This is a genomic window from Streptomyces sp. NPDC048479 (assembly GCF_040651435.1).
Lineage (GTDB): Bacteria > Actinomycetota > Actinomycetes > Streptomycetales > Streptomycetaceae > Streptomyces.
Genome location: NZ_JBEZKA010000003.1, coordinates 242,790 through 259,464 on the forward strand (window position 1 = coordinate 242,790; position 16,675 = coordinate 259,464).

The 16,675-nt window shown below is 68.3% G+C and carries 13 protein-coding genes; 4 read left to right on the forward strand and 9 right to left on the reverse strand.

The window, feature by feature from the left end; genetic code table 11:
- Positions 1-3: 3 nt before the first annotated feature.
- The gene (locus tag AB0D12_RS06420) at positions 4-1,131 is read right to left on the reverse strand and encodes a glycosyltransferase (protein ID WP_362677662.1); all 1,128 of its coding nucleotides are present in this window, start codon (positions 1,129-1,131) and stop codon (positions 4-6) included.
- Between the two features lie 305 nt (positions 1,132-1,436).
- On the opposite strand from AB0D12_RS06420, the gene AB0D12_RS06425 reads away from it, so the two are divergent.
- Positions 1,437-2,264, forward strand: coding sequence for a class I SAM-dependent methyltransferase (locus tag AB0D12_RS06425; RefSeq protein WP_362677664.1), 828 nt, complete (start codon positions 1,437-1,439; stop codon positions 2,262-2,264).
- 322 nt (positions 2,265-2,586) lie between these two features.
- Here AB0D12_RS06425 and AB0D12_RS06430 read toward each other — a convergent pair whose 3' ends face one another.
- From AB0D12_RS06430 to asnB, 5 genes are all read right to left on the reverse strand, one after another.
- On the reverse strand, positions 2,587-3,573 hold the full coding sequence (locus AB0D12_RS06430; RefSeq protein WP_362677666.1) for a methyltransferase domain-containing protein: 987 nt from the start codon (positions 3,571-3,573) through the stop codon (positions 2,587-2,589).
- Positions 3,574-3,669: 96 nt separating this feature from the next.
- Positions 3,670-4,194, reverse strand: a complete 525-nt coding sequence (locus tag AB0D12_RS06435) for an acyltransferase (protein ID WP_362677668.1) — start codon at positions 4,192-4,194, stop codon at positions 3,670-3,672.
- 82 nt (positions 4,195-4,276) lie between these two features.
- Positions 4,277-5,482: a glycosyltransferase gene (locus AB0D12_RS06440; protein ID WP_362677670.1), complete on the reverse strand. Its 1,206-nt coding sequence runs from the start codon at positions 5,480-5,482 to the stop codon at positions 4,277-4,279.
- Positions 5,483-5,635: 153 nt separating this feature from the next.
- Positions 5,636-6,952: a polysaccharide biosynthesis C-terminal domain-containing protein gene (locus tag AB0D12_RS06445; protein WP_362677672.1), complete on the reverse strand. Its 1,317-nt coding sequence runs from the start codon at positions 6,950-6,952 to the stop codon at positions 5,636-5,638.
- Positions 6,945-8,867 (reverse strand): asparagine synthase (glutamine-hydrolyzing), encoded by a 1,923-nt coding sequence (asnB, locus tag AB0D12_RS06450; RefSeq protein WP_362677674.1) that lies wholly within the window; start codon positions 8,865-8,867, stop codon positions 6,945-6,947. Before asnB ends, AB0D12_RS06445 begins: the two co-directional genes overlap by 8 nt.
- A gap of 319 nt (positions 8,868-9,186) precedes the next feature.
- Here asnB and AB0D12_RS06455 point away from each other — a divergent pair, with 319 nt between their 5' ends.
- The gene (locus AB0D12_RS06455) at positions 9,187-10,539 is read left to right on the forward strand and encodes an O-antigen ligase family protein (RefSeq protein ID WP_362677676.1); all 1,353 of its coding nucleotides are present in this window, start codon (positions 9,187-9,189) and stop codon (positions 10,537-10,539) included.
- A 59-nt stretch (positions 10,540-10,598) separates the two neighbouring features.
- Here AB0D12_RS06455 and AB0D12_RS06460 read toward each other — a convergent pair whose 3' ends face one another.
- The 3 genes from AB0D12_RS06460 to AB0D12_RS06470 all read right to left on the reverse strand — a co-directional run bounded on the left by AB0D12_RS06460 (position 10,599) and on the right by AB0D12_RS06470 (position 14,069).
- Complete coding sequence (locus tag AB0D12_RS06460; RefSeq protein ID WP_362677677.1) at positions 10,599-11,198, reverse strand: low molecular weight phosphatase family protein; 600 nt, start codon at positions 11,196-11,198, stop codon at positions 10,599-10,601.
- 79 nt (positions 11,199-11,277) lie between these two features.
- The gene (locus tag AB0D12_RS06465) at positions 11,278-13,077 is read right to left on the reverse strand and encodes a DUF4012 domain-containing protein (protein WP_362677679.1); all 1,800 of its coding nucleotides are present in this window, start codon (positions 13,075-13,077) and stop codon (positions 11,278-11,280) included.
- A gap of 68 nt (positions 13,078-13,145) precedes the next feature.
- A complete protein-coding gene (locus tag AB0D12_RS06470) occupies positions 13,146-14,069 on the reverse strand; it encodes a hypothetical protein (RefSeq protein WP_362677681.1) in 924 nt (307 codons plus the stop codon).
- Between the two features lie 823 nt (positions 14,070-14,892).
- On the opposite strand from AB0D12_RS06470, the gene AB0D12_RS06475 reads away from it, so the two are divergent.
- Together AB0D12_RS06475 and AB0D12_RS06480 are read left to right on the forward strand one after the other, a co-directional pair.
- A complete protein-coding gene (locus AB0D12_RS06475) occupies positions 14,893-15,864 on the forward strand; it encodes an ATP-binding cassette domain-containing protein (protein WP_362677683.1) in 972 nt (323 codons plus the stop codon).
- Positions 15,865-15,872: 8 nt separating this feature from the next.
- Positions 15,873-16,661, forward strand: a complete 789-nt coding sequence (locus AB0D12_RS06480) for an ABC transporter permease (protein WP_327328418.1) — start codon at positions 15,873-15,875, stop codon at positions 16,659-16,661.
- Positions 16,662-16,675: the final 14 nt, after the last annotated feature.

Sequence of the window (16,675 nt, forward strand, 5' to 3'; positions counted from 1 at the left end):
TGCTCACCTTTCGAACGGGGATGCGGTCCACCAGCCGCGGGCGACGGCGATGGAGGTGTAGAGAGCCTGTGTGTCGGCCACCAGACGTTCCTCGCTGAAGCGCCGGCTGGTGAACGTACGCGCTCGTGCCCCCATCTCCTGGCGCAGTTCCCCGTCGCGCAGCAGAGTCACGGTGTGGCGAGCGAGTTCACCGGACGACAGCCCGGCCAGGAGCCCCGTCGTTCCGTCCTGTACGACCTCCGCGACGCTGCCGACGTTTGTGGCCACCGCCGGCAGCCCCGCCAGGCCGGCCTCGATCAGACTGACGGGCATGCCTTCGTTGTCCGAGGTCAGCAACACCAGGTCGGACGCCGCGTATACGGTCTCCACGTCTGCACGCCAGCCCAGCAGGTGGAGCGAGTCACCGAGGTCGGTGACCGCTTCCGGATCCGGCTGGAAGTCGCCCGATCCACACACCACGAAATGCGCTGCGGGTACGGTGCGGCGCACCTCGCGGGCTACGGCGAGAAAGCGGTCGGGTCGCTTGATTCCGGTAATTCGTCCCACATAGGCAACCACGGGACAGCCCTGCGGGAGTCCGAGTAGTCGCCGGGCTTCCGAGGGCTCCGGTGCGGTTGCGAGCCTGGTGCCGGGCGGCACGACCGTGAATTGGTCCGCCTTTCCGATACCGGCGGCGACGAGATCGTCCCGCACCCGGCTGCCCACGGCAACCAACCGATCGCTGAGGGCTGCCAGCCTGCGCTCGGTCTGCACCAGGACGCGGGTCTTCGTCGGGGAGAAATAACCATGCAGGAGATGGCCGTGAAATGTGTGCACCCTTGAGGGGACACGCGCCAGCACGGCAGCCGCCCGCCCCAGCGCACCCGCCTTCGCTGTGTGCGTGTGGACGATATGGGGCCGGAATCGGCGCATGGCTGCCGCCAGTTCGAGCAGGCAGCGCGCATCGTCCGTGGGCCGCACAGTCCGGCCCAGGCCATTGAGCCGATGGACCGGAAGGTCGGGCGCCCGCTGCTCCAGATAGTCCGCCTCACCCGCACCCACAAGGCCGGCAATCAGCTGATGGTCGAATCGCTCGGTATCCAGCCCCCGCATGAGGGCCGAGACCTGGACGGCCGGACCTCCGATATTCATTCGCGTGATGACTCTCATCACGCGAAGGCGTGGGATGCCGAAACCAGTGCGTTGGTGCGTGGCAGTCGACATGTGCCAGATATTAAGCCGAGCGCACTCCGGTATCTGTCAAGGGCGCGAAGTATGTGTCCGCTGCTTTGGGCAACCCTGTCGGAATGATTTTGGGAGGCATGGCGGGAGCGCCGAGGTCCCGGTATTCGGTCGGTTCTTGTGTCCATCACCGCAGCGTCGAGCCCCTTTTCGGCCGACGTCTGATATACCCGCGTCAGTACGCACGTTACCCCGTTGCGCACACGTTTGCCGGAATGCGCGGTACATGGTCCCAGGAGGAAGGAGACCATGAGGTGATCGACTGCTCCAGCGAGGTAGAGCAAGGTAAACGCTTCGCCTTCGGCCGCAACTGGCAGAAGTTCAGCAGGCTGGTCGACGAGGACCGTATCGCTGCCGCTCGGGAGTCCCTCGTTGCGGCCCTGGGAACCGGCGACCTTGCCGGGCGCACTTTCTTGGACATCGGCTGTGGCAGCGGGCTGTTCTCGCTTGCCGCTCGCCAGCTCGGTGCGAAGGTGCACTCCTTCGACTACGACCCTGACGCCGTGGCGACCACCAGGCAGCTGCGTAACCGGTACGCGCCCGACAGCGACTGGCGGGTGGAGCACGGTTCGGTGCTGGATTCCTCCTTCGTCTCCCGCTTCGGGCAGTTCGACATCGTCTATTCCTGGGGAGTGCTGCACCACACCGGCGCCTTGTGGGAAGCGTTGGACACTGCCTCCCGACTGGTTGCCCCCGGCGGGTTGCTGTATGTGTCGATCTACAACGATCAGGGCCTGCGCAGCCGCGCCTGGAGGCACGTCAAGCGCACCTACAACTCCTCCGGCCCGGTGGCGCGGGGGTTGCTGGTCGCCGGCAGCCGGATGTATCTGAAGGCTCCTGAACACGCGGCCGCCTTGTTGAAGCTGGCCAAGACAGGGCGACGTCCTGTCGGCGGCCGAGGCCGACGTGCTCGCGGCATGTCCGTTTGGTACGACCTCATCGACTGGGTCGGAGGCTATCCCTTCGAAGTCGCCGCTCCGGAAGAGGTGTTCCGCATGGGTCGGCGCCATGGGCTGGAGCTGCGCCATCTCAAGACCTGCTGAGGGGGCCTGGGCTGCAACGAGTACGTCTTCGCCTCATGTGATGCCCAGGACCCGGCACAGACGTCACCCGCGGCTCGCAGCGCGACGTCGGTGACCTGACCGTCTTCCGAACCGACAGCCTCCGCGGACGGCGGCAGGACCTCCCGGCGCCTCCGTCGGTGCCGGTACTGCTTCTGCGCACCGCGCGCAGACTTCGGCGTGAAGCGAGGCTGTATCCGGTCCACGGCGATCGACATCTGCTCACGCCGGATGGTGGGCCGGTCGATCGCCGGCCCCGGGTCGGATCACGCTACGGCGATGCCATTGCGGGCCGTCCGGCCTTCTACTTCGTTCCACGGACGACATAGAGCCCGCGAATGCGTTCGATCGCGAATTCACTCAGGCGAAGGTCCCTGCACCAGCGTTCGAGGCGGCGGCGAGGCTGGGGCCGCTCGAACTGAGGTGAGAGCCAGTCGAAGGTGTCCAGAATCGACCAGGTCCGCAAGGTTTCGGCGTCGGTCAACCCGAGGTGGCGGTGATTGGCGACGGGAACGAGCCGCGTCAGATAGTCGCCCACCCGTGGGATTGCGCCGAGCCGCATGGAAAGCGGCAGGAGGCGAGGGGTGGCGGTTTGGACAACGCTGTAGAGCTTGTTCGGAGGAATGCGTTTGGTGACGGGCCGCAGCAGTTGCCGCAGATGCGGATAGGCGACGATCGCTGCGTACACGTCGATGCAGAATTTTCCCCCGGGACGCAGATAACGGAAGATGGTCTTGAAGGTCCGCTCGACGTCAGGTGTGTGCTGGACGACCCCGAGACAGACGAGGTGGTCGAACGACTCATCCACCAGAGGAAGGTCGTAAATGCTGGCTTGAAGCAGCCTCAGGTTGGCGAATCGGCCATTTGATGTGGCGTTGGCGTCCACCGCGTTGGAGAGGTCGAAGGAGGTAACGGCAGCGCCGGTCTGGCACAGCACCTCGGTGAAGCGTCCGGCACCGCTTCCGCACTCAAGAACCTCACGGCCCTGAAGTTCATCAGCGGTCCAGCCGCTCTCCCGCAGAAGGCGATCTCTGGATACGGGGAGCCCCACATACGAGTCGAGCTGGGTGACCCGATGTACATTCCATTGATACCCGAATGATTTCCCGTAGTTGTCCTCGGGAACGAATCGCGGGATCCCCTCGCGTACCGGATAGTTCCGTCCACAATCTTTGCAGGACAGAGTGGTCTCTCCGTGTAGCCGCACACGGCAGTTCGGGCAACGAAGGGTCTCGAACCAGGAACGGTCCCGGTTCTTTTCCGCAAGGCCGTCAGCCAATCTCCTGTGCATGCGGAAAATGCTAACCGGTGGTTAGCTTTCAGGCGGGCAAGGACCGCGTGTCGAGTTCTTGCCGGACTCATGAGTCGGATGCTTCCCGGCGCGGTTTCATGCTTGTTCGCGAGCACGGATCACTCTGGCAGGGTTTCCCGCAACGACTGCTTCAGGGGGAACATCCTTCGTCACCACGCTGCCCGCGCCCACGGCAGCCCCGCGGCCAATGGTCACCCCGGGCAGGATGGTCACCCGGGCGCCGAGAAAGACATCCTCCTCGACGACGATGTCCCGGTGAACCGAGGCGTGGTCACGGAAGTTCCCGCCCGCTCGGGGAACAGGATGATCCCCCGTGATGAACAGGCACTCCGGCCCCATGGTCACATGCGGGCCCAGGGACACGGTGCCCAGGCCGAGGAAGATGGTGCCTTGCCCGATGCCGGCGTACGGTCCCATCCGAAGGGTGCGCGGCAGCCACACGCCGGGGTTGATGGTGACCGGCAGCTGCACGTCCTCGCAGATCTTCTGGGCGCACCAGCCTCGCAGCCGAAGGGCACCCGGGGCACGCAAGTGCAGCCGCTGCCCGATCAGCATGTAGAAGCAGCGGACACCCCAGAACGTGAGCGAGGTCTTCCTCACTTCGGTTTTCCTTCCGTCAACACTCACACGATGGGTGGCGGAACTCGTTCCGCTCGATGACGTACTGAAACCGGCGCCGCGCTCACCTGAGGCTTCTGCGCTCCAGCAGTTCCCGGTAGAGGGTGACGTGCCGCTCCACCATGGTGTCCGCGCTCAGGTTCTCGAGCGCCCACTGCCGGGCGGCGTTGCCGAGCCGTGCGGCTGATGCGCGGTCGGTGAGCATCTGGTGCACTCCCTCGGCCAGGGCCTCCGCGTCCGCGGGCGGCACCAGTACCCCGCGACCTCGCAGCAGTTCGGGAGTGCCGCCCACCGCGGTCGCGACGACGGGCCGGCCGGCCGCCATGGCCTCCATGACCGCGTTGCTCAATCCCTCCTGCAGGGACGGCAGTACGACGACGTCCGCTCGGGCGAGGAAGGCAGGCACATCAGTGCGCTGGCCCAGAAAACGTACGTCGATGTCCAGCCCGTCGGCCTGGCTCTGCAGCCGGGAGCGCTCCCCGCCTGCTCCGATCAGCACGAGTGTGCACGGCACCCCGCGCTGCTGCACCCGGCTGATGGCGTCCAGCAGGTACCGGTGCCCCTTGTAGACGTGGAGGTTGGCCACACACACCACCACGGGGAGCGATGTGTCCAGTGCTGCGGGAGGCGCCGGATGGAAGTCCTCCTCCTCCATCCCGTTGTGAATGACGCCGATCTTGTGTTCGGGCAGGCCTTCCTGGCGCCGGGCTTCCGCCGCGACGGCATGCGCGTTCGCCACGACGTAGTCCGTGATGCCGTTCGCGGCCCGTTCCACGGCCCGTTCCGCGGCCAGAAACCTGCGGTGCCCCAGATGGGAGGTGCCCAGACTGCGCCGCCCGGCCACACACAACGGAACCCGTGCCAGACGGGCCGCGGGCGCCGCCGCGATGTAGCAGTGGAACAAGTAGGCGTGCAGGACCTGCGGTCGTGTGCGACGCAGGTGCGCCACAAGCTGGGCGAACGCCCTCACGCCGATCGCCGTCCGTTTCACGGCGGTGCGGAGATTCACCCAGGGCCGGATGCCCTGGTAGCCCAGTCGGATCACCGTCACTCCGGAGCCGGCAAGTTCCGCCTCACGCGGCCCTCCGTCGGACAGCAGCAGCAGGGTGGTCTCGATGCCTCGTGCGGCCAGCCCCCGGGCGAGCATGACGATTTGCTTCTCGGCACCGCCCAGTCCCAACTGCCCGATCATCAGGCAGACCCGGGACGGTGTGTCATTGGCGCTGACGTCGGCGATCGGCCTTGTCCTGGCGTCGCGGTACACGGTCACAGATACCAGCTCCATCCGGCCAGAAGTTCAGGCGCGGCACTGCGCGCTTCTCTTCCTGTCCAGCCTCTCAATCCGATTCACCCGTATATCAACCGAAACGCTCGGTCGATCGGGTGATGCTGCGTTCCGGCGGCACCCGGCGGCCTCGGACGGCTATCCGGGCGGAGGGGATGCCGCGGCCTGCCTGCGCGGCACGCAGCGGAGCAGGGCGGCACGGAGGACGATCAGGTCGGCAGGCACGGGGACCAGGTCCCGTGCGGCCGTACCCGTCGCCCTGGCGAAGAGCCATGTCTGGCAGACGGCCAGCAGGAGGAATGCCAGCGAGGAGGCCGCCGCACAGCCGACGGCGCCCCACAGCGGAATCAGCACCAGGCTCAGTGCCACATTGACCGCGAGGGCGCCGAGGGACGGCACGACGACCAGCCGCGCACGACGCAGTCTCAGCAAGTAGGCGCTGGGCAGCCGGCTCGCCCCCAGTGCCAGCACGCCAGGAGCCAGCAGGGTCACGAGCGGCACCGCATCGGCGAAGGCCGCACCGTACACGGCGGTGACCATCACCGGCGCACTCAGCACCAGAACCAGTGCCGAGGCGACGGCCAGCAGAATCGCGAACCGGGTGATCCGCACAGTGACGTGCACGGATTCGTCCTGGCTCGACTCGAACTGCCGGTTGAGCATGACCTGCGAGAGGACGTCGATCAGGAAGCGTCCGTATGCGACAAAGGTGGCCGCCAGGGTGTAGATGCCCACCTCTTCCGCGCTGGTGTACGTGCCCAGGAGGAAGACGTCCACGTACAGCAGCAGGAAGGCCGCGGTGGGACCCGGGTGGTAGCGGGCACCGGTCAGCACGGTCGTCCGGGCCAGCCCCAGGTTCGGGCGGCCCGCCATCGTGCCGCCCATGATGATGAACACCAGCAGCGGGACCGACTCGGAGGCGACCCAGACCCACACGACCGAGAGGGGTGTCAACGCGCCTGCGGCTGCGAGAGCCAGCAGGACACCGCACTGCACCAGGGCGCGCGCCAGATTGGCCCAGGCCACCACGTGCGAACGTCCCCTCAGGAGCACGATGTTGTTGGCGTAGTTCACCGCCACCCCCAGCGGCACACCCAGGCACGCCGTTGCCACGATGGACAGTCCCGGCAGATGGAGCGTTTCGGGACCGATGGCGGCCACGCACGCCGTGCCGGCGATTCCGCCCAGCGTTCCCAGGGCCAGGGCGAGCGGGACGCTGTTCCCGGTGAGGGCATCCCGGAGCTCGGTCTCTGTCCACAGTGCACTCTGCGCCTGCTCGACCGACAAATGCGCAAAGACGGTGGCAGTGGTGGCAATGGTGACGGCCATGAAGTAGATCCCGCGGCCCGCCGGCTCCAGAGACCGGGCGATGACGGCGCTGGTGAGCACCAACATCACCAGGCAGACGGCCCGGCTGCCCAGCATGCCGAGCGCCTGCCGCGCGGTGTCAGCCACAGTGCCCCTGGGCAGGTTGGGGAGCGGCAGTCGTCGAGGAGTTCCCCGTGCGGTCGGCGCAGGCTCGGTGCCACAGCTCGAACTGCAGCAGTGCCCACAGACAGTTGGCGCGGTCGCGCCCCTCCACGTGGTCCTGCAGCAGTCCTCGTACGACCTCGGGCCGGAAGAGGCCGCGGGAGCGAGCGGTGTGGTCGGTCAGCAGATCGAAGGCCATCGGCCGCAGTTCGTTACGGAGCCAGTCCGCGAGTGGCACGCCGAAGCCGGCTTTGGGCCGGGTGATCAGTTCGGGTGGCAGCCAGGGAGCCATCGCCTTTTTCAGCAGCGCCTTGGTCACCTGGCCGTCGACCTTCCACCGGCCGGGGAGGCCGGCCGCCCACTCCATCAGATGGTGGTCCAGGAACGGGGAGCGGGCCTCGAGGGAGTTGGCCATGGTGGTGATGTCCACCTTCACCAGTAGGTCGCCCGGCAAGTAGGTGTTCACATCGACGTCCATCAGCCGGTTGACGTCCTCATCGGCGCGAGACGTGTCGAACGCCCGGCTGATCAGGTCATAGCTGTCGATGCCGGCCACCTGCTCGTGCAGCGCCGCGGTGTACAGGGCGTCCTTGCCCTCGTTGGTGAAGTAGGACATGAGGCTGGCGTAGCGGTGCTGTGGTGTCTCGCCCAGCAGTCGCAGCCCGCGGCCGAACCTCCGCAGCCGGGCCGGGGCCTTCCCCTGCATCAGGGCGGAACCGACGCTGTTCAGCATTGCGTGCAGTTGTCGCGGGGGCTGCATCCGGCCCACCCTCTTCATGAAGGCATAGCGCCGGTAGCCTCCGAAGCTCTCGTCCCCTCCGTCTCCGTTGAGGACCACCGTCACATGACGGCGGCTCAGTTCTGCTACGAAGAAGGAAGGAATGGCAGACGAGTCGGCGAACGGTTCGTCGAAGTGCCGGGCCACTCTGGGCAGGACTTCCAGCGCGGACGATCCGGCCACCACGAACTCATGGTGGTCGGTCCCGTACCGGCGGGCCACGGTGGCCGCGTAGGACCGCTCGTCGTAGCGCCGGTCGTCGAATCCGATGCAGAAGGTCTTCACGGGCTGGTCGCTCAGCCGGGCCATGGCGGCCACCACCGCGGAGGAGTCGACGCCGCCGGACAGAAACGCCCCGAGCGGGCGCTCGCTGACCATGCGCACCCGGGTGGCGTCGAGCAGCAGCTGCCGCGCCTGCTCGGCCGCGTCCTGCTCGCAACCCACCGGCCGCGGTGTGAAGTCCAGCTTCCAGTAGCGCCGCAGGCGCACATCCCCTTCGTGCCAGACCAGGAGGTGCCCGGGGGGCAGCTTGCGGACACCGCGGTGGATCGACCAGGGGGCGGGCACGTACTGGAAGGTCAGATAGTGATGCAGAGCGACCGGGTCCACCTCACGGGACACCGCCGGATCGGCCATCAGGGCCTTCAGTTCGGACGCGAACGAGAGGGAGGACCCGGACTGCCGGTAGTACAACGGCTTCTTGCCCACCCGGTCGCGTGCGAGCAGCAACCGGCGCCGGGCGATGTCCCAGATCGCGAAGGCGAACATACCCCGTAGGTGTGTGACCAGGTCCTCGCCGTGTTCCTCGTACAGGTGGACGAGTACTTCCGTGTCGCTGTCGGTGGCGAACCGGTGGCCGCGCGCGACCAGTTGTCGGCGCAGCTCCATGAAGTTGTAGATCTCGCCGTTGAAGACCGCGGCGACGGTGCCGTCCTCGTTGTACACGGGCTGGCCGCCCCCGGCCACATCGATGATGGCGAGTCGGCGCATGCCCAGTGCAGCGTGGGCATCGCTGTAATAACCCTCCCCGTCGGGGCCCCGATGGGTGATGCGACGGCACATCGCGCGTACCTGTTCGGGGTCGGGCGGGCTGGTGGACACGATCCCGGCTACACCGCACATGAGGGCTCCCAACGTGACGCACCGTCGGACAACCGGCCCGGCACCATCGCCGACCCTCTGCCTGTCGGTGCACTACTGGGGGCTGACCGTCAAGTCCTGCAGATACATACCACATGAATGCGGACATTTTTCCAAGCCTCGCCTGCGCGGTGGTCTGCCCGCCCCCCCGGGAAACAGCACCGTGTGCTCTGATCCGGTGACCTCTTCTGCCCGGCACCGTCAACGCCGTGAGCGGGCCCGGACGGCGGGTTATGGTCGCCGAGCCCTGACCGGTGGACGCACATGGGAGCTGCACGGTGACCAATGCCCCTGGAACGCCATGAGACCTCTCGCCGCCACCGTCATCGGCTGGGTGTGTCTCGTGGTCGCCGTGCCGGCCGTGACGTACATGCTGCTGCACCACGGCGCAAGCACCGTCGCCGCGGGTGTTGTGCTGTGCCTCGCCCTGGTGGTCGTGCCGCGCCCCGACCTGGTGCTGCTGGCACTGCTCGGGATCGTCACCCTGGTCGCCGTCGTCGATCCCGACGGCGGGGCCCTGCCGGTTCTGGTGGCCGCGGGAGTCGGCCTCGTCCTGTTCCGCGCCGTGCTGACGGGCTTCCGGCAGCGCGTTCATCTCGCGCTGATCGTGGCTCTGGCCTTCGTGGTGACCGCGAGCTTCCTGCTGCCCCAGGTGACGCTGCTGACCGACCGTTCCTGGAGCGAGCTCGCGTCCCTGCTGTTGGGTCTCGGCCTGCTGGCGGCCTCCGCCGCCGCGCCTCCCGGCCCCCGGCCCGTCGCGTGTCTCGTCACCGGCTCCGGCGCCTGCGCCGCCGGGTACCTCCTCGTCCGCGGAGAGTATGCCGACGACCGTCTCACGGGGCTGGGCCTGAACCCCAACTACCTGGGAGCAGCACTGGCACTTGCACTGGTCGCGGCCGTCGGCCTGGCGCGGCTCGACCGTTCCTGGGTGTGGCTGCTGCCCGCGCTGCCGTGCGCCGTCGCCATCCTGCAGACCCGCTCGCGAGGCGCCTTTCTGATGGTCGCGGCAGGGCTGGCCTGCATCCTCCTCGTCGGCCGTCCACTGCGGCACAAGGTGCTCATCTCACTGACGATCCTCGCCGCAGCGCTGGCCCTACCGGGATCGCTCGACGCGGTCGGGGAAAACCTGACGGGGAATCGGACGTCGACCGAGCTGACCGCGAACACCGAGGTGCGGAAGCAGGCCGCCCTGCTGGCCGTGCGTGTGGCGCTCGACCACCCCTTCCGCGGCATCGGGTACGGGGGGTTCGCCGGCTACGCCCAGTCCTCGTCCGGCCTCGGCATCAACATCAACACCCACAACGACTACCTTCGCCTGGCGGCCGAGGCCGGACTCGGCACGCTCGCCCTCCTCGTGGCTCTCCTGTGGCTCGGCCTGGGCCGCCGGTACGCCGAGGACCGGGCGATTCTCCAATCGCTGGGAGTGGCCTACTCGGTGGGACTGCTGTTCGCCAACACACTGGGGAGCCTGGTGGTGACCGCTCCTTTCTGGGTCTCCCTGGGCTGCCTCCTCGCGTCCAGGCAGGGACGACGGACGCCTTCGAGCCCGGCCCCTGCCTTGACGGAGGAGCCGGGGATTCCGACGGCGAGGCAGCTGCCGGCCGGGGCGGTTGTGCACCCTCCCGCCGGACCCGGCGTCACCGTGGACGGCTGATCGACGGGAACATGTCTCCGCCGCCGGAGCCCCGGCGGCCCCGACCGGGGCGGTGCGCCTCAGTGCGCGCGCAGCGCGGCAGCGATCCGCTCCACCGACTCCTCGATCCGTGTCACGCACTCCCGCGTCTCCGCGGGGCTCGCACCGAGAGGATCGGCCACGTCGTCATCGGTCACGTCCACTCCTGCCGCACCGCGCCGGGCCGCCGCACCCACCACGAGCGCGGCGAACCGGGCGGCCGGGTCCGTCACACCCGCCGCGTCCTCGGCCCGGACCAGCCGGGCGAACTCACGCAGGCTGAAGGCCCGGGACAGGGCCCGTACAGGGGAGAGCCGTACCGCTGCCTCGCGATGCTCCCTCGCGGCCCCGAGCAGCAGATCCGCGCCCTCGACCAGCCCGGCCGACAGCCGGCGCGTGACCGTCCCGGACGGGTCCGCGCCTCGTTCGGCGACGATGGACGCAGCCGTGGCCGCCATCGGTGTGCCCGGGACGGCCTCCGTGCCTGCACTGCTCACATGGACCGCCTCCCGCAGTGCGGTCAGCCGATGCCGCAGAAGGCATTCGGCGACGGGCGACCGGTAGAGATTGGCGGTGCACACCGTGAGTACCCGAAACGGGGCCGGGCGCATGGCGGCGGAGGGCGGGGCGAAATCGGACATGGCGTCAGTATCACCCCCGAACCGCCCACTTGGTGGCCGGACTCGGCAGCTGTACCGGACCGGGCCGGAGAGAGGTCACTCAGTCCCCGGAGCACCCGGGTGAGGGATGCACCGTGGCTCGCAGCGGGCGTGGCAGTCGCTGGTGGAAGACGACGGGTCCGTGGTCGGTCGGGGGCTCCAGCAGGTGCAGCGTCAACGTCCGGCTGCTGCCTGCGGGTACTTCGACGTCGAACGTGTACACCGGATGGCCGCGCTCGACACCCGGTGTCAGGAAGGCGCGCCGCCCGTCGAGGGCAGCCTTGACCAGCTGTGCCCGGCCGGTCGCGAAGTAGGAGACCAGCAGGCGATTGTCCCCCTGATGCGTCGGATAGGGGGGCTTGTCGAGACGATCGGTGACGTAGGTGGGAAGCCCTGCGGACGGTGCACCGTTGGAGAAGACCGCCTTGACGGTGACCTCGCGGCCGTCGGCGGTGCAGCGGCCGGGGTACCAGTCCAGGGTGCGGTCGAGGTAGTAGTCGAGCTTGGTGCCGGCGGCATTGTTGACCACCAGCCCGGCGTAGGGCTCCGGACGCTGCGGCAAGGAGCCGCCGACCGGGCGTGATTCCAGCTCCTGCTGCTCCTTCGCGTGGGCGCTCCAGGCGGTCACCTGCCCGTTGCCCAGCAACTCGTACAGGCCCAGCAGCAGCGAGGGCCGCAGTTGGGGATCCTCGGCGGCGGTCATCAACCGCCCGGCGGCGGCGCGGGCCACGTCCAGCAGGAAAGCCTTGCGCTTGAGCGGGTCCGGGTACGTCATGTAGTTGGTGCGCTCGCTGATATCCACCACGTTGTCCGCGCTGACGACTGTGCCGTCGGTCGTGCGCGCCTGCCCGGAAGCTGCGAGCAGCCGGGCCAGCGCGCCCGGATCCAGTGCGAGTACGCCATCGACACGCTCGCCGCTCTGGTAGAGCCAGGTGGCCGACCAGATACGCGCGGCGTAGGGGAAGTGCGGGCTCATGTTGGAGTTGGCCCACGTGTTCACCGCATCGCCACGTCCGTACATGGTGGCGAACTCCGCACCGAGGTCCACCTCGGGGTGAGCGCCCACCATCTCGGCGTCACTTCCGAAATGCGTCAGCTTCAGCGCCCCCCGGTCGGCTGTCAGCATGGCGAAGGCACCGGGCATCCCACCGGTTCCACGTGCCTCCGCTGGGTTCTGGAACATCACGAGGTAACGCCGCGGACCGTCCGCCCCCAGCATCTGCGGCAGGAGCCGGGCACCGGTGGCAGCGTTCTCCACGGCGGGCGCCATCCGGTCCAGCTGGCTGAGGAGTTGGTCGCGGACCCGGTCCACGGCGGGGAGCCAGGTGTGGCGGGGCAATCTGCGGGCCTCCGTACGAGTTGCCGCCACCTGTCGTGAGGCCTGCTCGAGAGCTGGGGCTGCACTGCGCAGTTCCGCGAGGTTCAGGTGCCCGCCACCGGCCTCTGCGCCGTTCGTGATGTTGCCGGCGGCGCTTACGACGGCCGGCAGCACCTCGCCGGTCAGCCGGTCGACGGCCTTGGCCGTACCACGGACGGTCGCGAGAGGGCCTCCGAGGCCGGGCAGGTGTGCGGCCAGGGACCACGCGGGTCCGCTGGTGAGCCGGTGTGCCCGGGCCGCGTGCGCCGCAGCGGAACGGCCCGCTGCTTCGGTGCGCGCCCTGCGGCCCGTGGCGCCACTCGCCGTCGAGACCGGCGAGGGGGACGCCGTCACCGTGTTCCGCAGCGTCTCCAGGTCGAGTCGGGCCGCGAGCAGCTCGCTACGGGCGTACAGGCCCGTGACGAGCACCCAGCCCGAACCAGCGAGAACGAAGCCTGCCGCCACCCACATCACCGGCCTGGTGCGACGGTGATTCCGTCGCACCAGGCCGGTGACATAAGACAGAACGGCGCTGGCCGAGAGTCTTTGGGTGGTCCACGGCATCGTTGGTCTCAGCCGCGTTCAGCGTCAGTACGCCGACGCCTGGCGATCACCAGTGTCCCGCCACCGAGAAGAAGCAGACCACCTGCCGCGGTGAGCAGAGCCACCGGCGCATCCGAGGAACCGGTGTCCGCAAGCCCGGAAGTTCCGTTGTCGTGACCGGAGGAGCCGTTGTCGTGACCTGAGTTGGAGGAGCCCCCATTCTCGTCACCGTGCCCGGGTTGTCCGTGCCCGTCGCCGTCGCCGTCGCCGTCGCCGTCACCGGGTTGTCCGTGCCCGTGCCCGTCGCCGTCGCCGCCACCGGGTTGTCCGTGCCCGTCGCCGTCGCCGTCGCCGTCACCGTCACCGGGTTGTCCGTGCCCGTCACCGTCACCGTCACCGGGCGGATGCGTCCCACCGTCGCCGGGCGGATGGCTCCCGCCACCGCCCCCGGGGGCACGGGACACGGTCACCCGCGCGGACAGCGTAAGTCCGGATGTCTGGCCGACGAGCTGGTAGAGGTAGACGCCCGGGCGGACGCCCGCGGGGATGGTGATCCTTCCAGTAACCTTGCCGTTGGCGTCGGCGGTGAAGGTGCCGAGCACCACGCTTCCTCCGCCTCCGCCTCCGCCACCCCCGCCCCCGCTTCCTCCGCCATCGCCGTTCGGTGTGGCTGACGCAAGGGGCCGTACGGACGCGGGCGATGCCCTCAGCGCGCCCGCAGCTGCGGCTCCAGGTGCGGGGACGAGGCTGACGACAACCTGCTCAAGGGGTTGGAAGCCGGTCGCGGTGTGGTTGATCGGATCACCGGGGGCCACGGTGTTGTCGTCGATCACAACACCGGGAGCTGGTGGGTACTGTGCGACCGCCGGCTGGGCGGCCACCAGTGAAGCGGCGGCAATCAGGCTTGTGGTGGTGGCGGCCAGGGCGACACGCCATCCAGAACGTCTGGGCATCGGGTCGGGGCTCCTTCGGAAGGCGCTTGATGAGTGATCGTCCGTTGTTGTCCGCGTGGGGAGAGTCGAGCGATCAATGCCGGACAGGCTGTGGGAAGTTTCTGTTTCAGGCCGTGGCCCCGCGGCCGGCTATGCGGACGCAGAAGCCCCACCGCGTTGTCGTCGAGCAGCTCGGTGCGGACGGCCATCCGGACCGGCCCCAGTGTGAAATCGACTCGGTACGTGTTCGCGCACTCCAGGGGCGCACCATGGCGTGGGTGAACAGGTCCGCCGTCTGCACCTCCTCCACCGACAACATCGCGATGATCACTCCCTTGCCTCAATCGGCACTGCCGCAGGTCTTCTGCCATCGCCGACTGCCCGATTTCGGACGACTTCCGGGCCATGACTCATCGGCAGCAAGGCCATCGACCGAGATCAAGCAACAGGATCCATAGACGTGAGCGGCTCCGGCAAAACAGGCTCACCCGGGGCTCCACAGGACGGCGCAGTGGATGCACTCATGTGGCCCTCACCGCTCGCGGCCGCGGCCTGACTCTGGTGGGGCCTGTCGCGAAGCGGGAGACCTTGGACTGAGGCGTGCCCATGCCCCCGGCGACACCGGCGGATGGAGGGAGGGCAGGCGCGGCCGGATCAGCCCTCGGCGATCTCGCGGACCTCGGAGGTGACTGTGCCGCCGGACCAGGTGACCCGGGTGCCCTCGGAGGCCGCGGTGAGCCCGGCCGTGTCCAGTACGGCAGCTGCGCGTCCGGTTCACGGGCGTCGTGCCGACTGAAACCACAGTGAAACCGCGGTGAAGCTCACCGCTCGCACGCTCTGCGGCATGACTTCAAACCAACGCCTCACCCCAACCCGACCGGCCATCGTGGCCACCGGGCTGCGCAAGTCGTACGGCGACAAGGTCGTGCTCGACGGCATCGATCTGAACGTCGCCAAGGGAACGATCTTCTCGCTGCTCGGCCCCAACGGCGCCGGAAAGACCACCGCGGTCCAGATCCTGTCCACACTGATCACCGCCGACAGCGGTCGGCTGAGCGTTGCCGGGCACGATCCGGCCTCGGACCCCCAAGCGGTACGCGCCGCGATCGGTGTCACCGGCCAGTTCTCCGCGGTCGACAACATGATCACCGGCGAGGAGAACATGACCCTCATGGCGGACCTGCACCACCTGGGCCGCCGCGAGGGCCGCCGGCTCGCCGCCGAGCTGCTCGAGCGGTTCGATCTGGTCGACGCGGCCAAGAAGCCCGCATCCACCTACTCCGGCGGTATGCGACGCCGGCTCGACATCGCGATGACCCTGGTCGGCGCCCCGAGCGTGATCTTTCTTGACGAGCCGACCACCGGGCTCGACCCGCGCAGTCGCCACAACATGTGGGAGATCATCCGCGACTTGGTGGCGGGCGGCGTCACGGTCTTCCTGACGACGCAGTACCTGGAGGAGGCCGACCAGCTCGCGGACCGGATCGCGGTACTCAACCAGGGAAAGCTCGTCGCTCAGGGCACTCCGGAGGAGCTCAAGCGCCTTGTCCCCGGCGGTCACGTCCGGCTGACGTTCGGCGACGGCAGCGCATTCGAGGCGGCCGCCCGTGCCTTTGGCCTGGGTCTGCGGGACGCCGACGCGCTCACGCTCAACGTCCCGAACGACGGCAGCGTACGCGGACTGCGCGCCGTTCTCGACGTACTCGACGCCGCGTCGATCGAGGTCGAAGAACTGTCCGTGCACACCCCCGATCTCGACGACGTGTTCTTCGCGGTCACCGGCCGCCCCGACAACGAGAAGGTGCAAGCCCGATGAGTTCCACGATGAGTTCGACGTCGTACGCCCTGCGCGACTCCGCCACCATGCTGCGGCGCAATCTGCTGCACGCCAGGCGCTACCCCTCCATGACGATCGGCGTCGTGGCCATGCCGATCATCATGCTGCTCCTCTTCGTGTACGTCTTCGGCAGCGCGCTGAGCAATGGGCTCGGCGGCGGCGGGGACCGCGGCGCGTACATCGCCTATGTCGTACCGGGAATCCTGCTGATCACCGTGGGCTCGGGGGCGACGCCGACAGCGGTGGCCGTCTGCACAGACATGGCCGAAGGGATCGTCGCCCGCTTCCGCACCATGGCGATCTCCCGCGCCTCCGTCCTGATCGGCCATGTGGTCGGCAGCGTGATCCAGACCGTGGTCAGCCTGACCCTGGTGGTCGGAGTCGCTCTCGCGATCGGATTCCGGTCCAGCGCGACGCCCGTCGAGTGGTTGGCCGCGGCCGGGATCCTGACCCTGATCGCCTTCGCGCTCACCTGGGTTGCGGTCGGCCTCGGCCTGAAGAGCCCGAACCCCGAGGCGGCGAGCAACGCCGTGCTTCCGCTCTCGTTCCTGCTGCCCTTCATCAGCAGCGCCTTCGTACCGGTGGACTCGATGCCGTCCTGGATCCGCTGGTTCGCCGAGTACCAGCCGTTCACCACCGTCATCGAGACCCTGCGCGGACTGCTGACGGGGACTGAGATCGGCAACAACGGGCTGATCGCCGTCGCCTGGTGCCTCGGTATCACCGCGGCCGGTTACCTCTGGTCGAAGAAGATCTTCAACCGCGACCCGCGCTGACCCGAAACCCCAAC